This window comes from Ciceribacter sp. T2.26MG-112.2 (assembly GCF_900492205.1).
In the GTDB taxonomy this organism is placed as follows: Bacteria; Pseudomonadota; Alphaproteobacteria; order Rhizobiales; family Rhizobiaceae; genus Allorhizobium; species Allorhizobium naphthalenivorans_A.
On the sequence record NZ_UEYQ01000056.1, the window covers coordinates 1 to 3,191 of the forward strand.

At 61.4% G+C, this 3,191-nt stretch carries 4 protein-coding genes; all 4 read right to left on the reverse strand.

The window, feature by feature from the left end:
* Positions 1-43 precede the first annotated feature (43 nt).
* Genes DYZ14_RS23895 through tnpA form a run of 4 tightly spaced genes read right to left on the reverse strand, consistent with a single transcriptional unit; the run spans position 44 to position 3,113 of the window.
* Positions 44-700 (reverse strand): plasmid pRiA4b ORF-3 family protein, encoded by a 657-nt coding sequence (locus DYZ14_RS23895; RefSeq protein ID WP_232365673.1) that lies wholly within the window; start codon positions 698-700, stop codon positions 44-46.
* Positions 655-2,313 carry an IS66 family transposase gene (tnpC, locus tag DYZ14_RS23900; RefSeq protein WP_154722920.1) on the reverse strand — a complete coding sequence of 553 codons (1,659 nt, stop codon included), beginning with the start codon at positions 2,311-2,313 and terminating at the stop codon, positions 655-657. Before tnpC ends, DYZ14_RS23895 begins: the two co-directional genes overlap by 46 nt.
* Positions 2,314-2,358: 45 nt before the next feature.
* Positions 2,359-2,706 (reverse strand): IS66 family insertion sequence element accessory protein TnpB, encoded by a 348-nt coding sequence (gene tnpB / locus DYZ14_RS23905; protein WP_154722921.1) that lies wholly within the window; start codon positions 2,704-2,706, stop codon positions 2,359-2,361.
* Positions 2,703-3,113 carry an IS66-like element accessory protein TnpA gene (tnpA, locus tag DYZ14_RS23910; protein WP_154722922.1) on the reverse strand — a complete coding sequence of 137 codons (411 nt, stop codon included), beginning with the start codon at positions 3,111-3,113 and terminating at the stop codon, positions 2,703-2,705. Before tnpA ends, tnpB begins: the two co-directional genes overlap by 4 nt.
* Positions 3,114-3,191: the final 78 nt, after the last annotated feature.

A 3,191-nucleotide genomic window follows, 5' to 3' on the forward strand; every position in this document is an offset into this window, starting at 1 on the left:
GTAAGCATCCGGCGTAGGCCGCGGATGGGTCTTCAGCATCCGGTCAGTGGGGTTTGGTTCGGCTTTTTGCGAAGCCAGCTTTCCCGAGCGTTCGGCGACGCGCCAGTTTCGCTATCCGCTCATTGATCGTATCGACGCCAATATCATTCGGCTCGAAGCGACCGCCATACCAGTCCACGACTTTGCGATGTTGTACATGTCGTGGCTTTGACATTGCGATGAGGAAGTCTTCGAAGCCGGGCAAGCCGCCGACATCTTCCGGCGGCGCGCGCCGGTCGCCGTCGAGGAAGCGCGGATATTCGACTGCCGGATCGGCGTCCGTGACGGCCTCGACAGTGATTGAGTGCCGCCAGTCGTCGCCGAAGTCATAGGTATAGTTGAAGGTGGTGATACCGCGATCCACCAGAGCGCCGATGCGAACATTGCGGGCAGCATAGGTATCAGCCCCGAAGTCCCATTCGGGATCGGGAACGGCATAGCGCTTGCCGCCGGCATTGAACTCGAAGAGGTGATAATCCTTGAAGAGCATGACGGCCTGGATGACGTCGTGCAGCCCCTTCAGACTGGTGGTGATCGGGACCTCGACCCTGCGCCAGATAACTGGCTCGATATGATCGAGCTTGATGTGAAGCCGGGCGATGCGTTCGTTGGATGTCATGATGCCAATGCCAGGGGTGACCGTGCCGATATCCAGTTCCACGGAAGCAGTTGCTCCAACTTGCTGAGCGGAGTGTCGGCGATGCGAGCAAGGACGTCGGCGAGCCAGGCCTGCGGATCGATGTCGTTGAGCTTGGCGCTCATGATCAGCGTCGCCATGAAGGCGGCGCGATCTGCACCACGATCCGATCCGGCAAAGAGCCATGACTTCCTTCCGAGTGCAAAACCTCTGAGCGCGCGTTCGGCGGCATTGTTTGTGAGACAAATCCGGCCGTCGTCGAGGAATGACGTGAAGCCGTTCCAGCGCTTCAGCATGTAGTCGATTGCCTCGGCGACGGGAGAACTGCGCGACAGCTTTGCCCGCTCGGTTAGGAGCCAGTCGTGCAGTTCTTCGACGAGCGGCTGGCTGTCCTTGCGACGGTGCTCCAGTCGTTGCTGGGCGGCAAGACCGTTTGTATCGCGTTCGATGTCGAACAGGGCGTCGATCCGTTTTACCACCTCCAGCGCCATCGGCGAGATCGGCGCGGCTTTGCTGCCACGTTTGGCATTCGTGGCAATGTCAGCGAGCACGAAGAACTTGCGGCGCGCGTGTGCCCAGCACAGCGCCTGTGTCAGAGGCGCGGGATCGCGATCTACCTTGAACAGCGGATTGTAGCCGCCATAGGCATCCGCCTGTAGAATGCCGGAGAAGGTCTTCAGGTGGCGTTCGGGATGCTCCTGTCGCCGGTCTCGCGATGCGTAGAACAAAGCCGCAGGCGGTGACAGCCCGCCAAACGGCCGGTCATCCCGGACATAGGTCCAGATGCGGCCCGTATCGGTCTTTCCCTTCGCCAGGATCGGCACGGTCGTGTCGTCGCCATGCAGTCGCTCGGCGGCCAGGACATGGGCCTCGATCAGAGAATGGATTGGCTTCAGGGCCGCGGCACACGCGCCGACCTGATCGGCAAGCGTCGACAGGCTGAGGACAATGCCCTCTCGGGCATAGCGCTCGCTTTGACGGTTCAGCGGTTGGTGCTGGGCGAACTTCTCGAACAGGATCATCGCCAGAAGGTTGGGTCCGGCAAAGCCGCGCGGCGTCACATGGAAGGGCGCTGGTGGCTGCGTGATCTTCTCGCATTCGCGGCAGGAGAACTTCTCCCGCACCGTCTGGATGACCTTCCACTGACGTGGGATGACCTCCAGGGTCTCGGTGATATCCTCGCCGAGCTTCGACAGCTTGGCTGAACCGCAGCAGAGGCAGGTTGTCGGGGCAGCGATGACGACACGCTCGCGCGGCAGATGTTCTGGAAACGGCTTGCGTGACGGACGTCTGCGCTCAAAGGCCCTGACGGTCGAGGCATTGGCTGCGATCTCTGCTGCCAGTTCATCTTCGCCAGCATCAGCCTCCAGCTCCTCGAGCTGTAGTTCCATCTGTTCAAGGAGCCGCGCTTTGCGCTCAGACCTGCTGCCGTAGAGCTCACGGCGAACCTTCTCGATCTCCAGCTTCAACCGCGCGATCAATGCCTCGGAATGTGACACCAGTGCCTTTGCGCTGGCGGCCTCCGCCTTGGCGGTCGCGGCATCTGCCTCGGCCGTGATGCGCCGGGCACGCTCCTTCGCCAGGGCCGCAAGTGCGCTGGCAAGGTCGTCAGGAAGCTGTTCGGCCGCATTGTTCATGGACTGATGGAATCATATTCGACCCCGCCATTCCAGTGTTTTTGCTCATCCGGCCGACGTCGGTCGCCAGGTTTTTTGCGGCATCCGCCAGTCGATACCTTCCAGCAAATAACCGAGCTGCCCAGGGGTAATCACGACCGTCCCATCGGCCGTCGACGGCCATATGAAGCGTCCGCGTTCCAGCTTCTTCGTGAACAGGCAAGCGCCTTGGCCGTCATGCCAGATGACCTTGATCAAGCCACCACCGCGGCCGCGGAACACGAACAGATGTCCACACATGGGATCGCGCTTCAGTGTCTCTTGCACCATCAGCGACAGACCGGGAAAGCCCTTGCGCATATCGGTATGGCCGGTTGCCAACCAGACCTTCACGGCAGCAGGAACCGGTATCATCGCCGACCCAGCACACAATCGAGAATGCGGCCAAGCGCTTCCGTGTCGATGTCGCTGTCCACTCGAACACGACGGCCACGGCCCAGCTCAATCGTTACATCGCTACGCTTCCGGCGGGGTTGCGGTGGGGCCGGCGTTTCCGTGGCGGTGAGCTGGATTGCCGGCGCGGCCTCCGACACGATCACGGGCATCAACGTGCTCGCCGTCTCGGGCCTCGGTTCCTCGATTTGGCAAAGCTCTTTGCGCCACCGAAAGAGCTGGCTCACGTGGATGCCGGCCGCACGGGCAATCTCGGAAAGAACCGCACCGGGCTCAAGGCAGGCTGCAACGAGCCGCTCTTTGTCCTCGCGAGACCAGCGCCGACGGCGCTCCACGGACGTGATGACTTCAATTGGATGCTTGGTCATAGGACTACTCCTAGTGTTTGCACTAGGACTTCCGATGTTCGCATCAACCTCGCAAGGCGGCCTTCACCGGGCGCTTAC

Coding starts and splice junctions, on each gene's coding strand:
- tnpA (WP_154722922.1), bottom strand. CDS start 3,113: ATGACCAAGCATCCAATTGAAGTCATCACGTCCGTGGAGCGCCGTCGG.
- tnpC (WP_154722920.1), bottom strand. CDS start 2,313: ATGAACAATGCGGCCGAACAGCTTCCTGACGACCTTGCCAGCGCACTT.
- tnpB (WP_154722921.1), bottom strand. CDS start 2,706: ATGATACCGGTTCCTGCTGCCGTGAAGGTCTGGTTGGCAACCGGCCAT.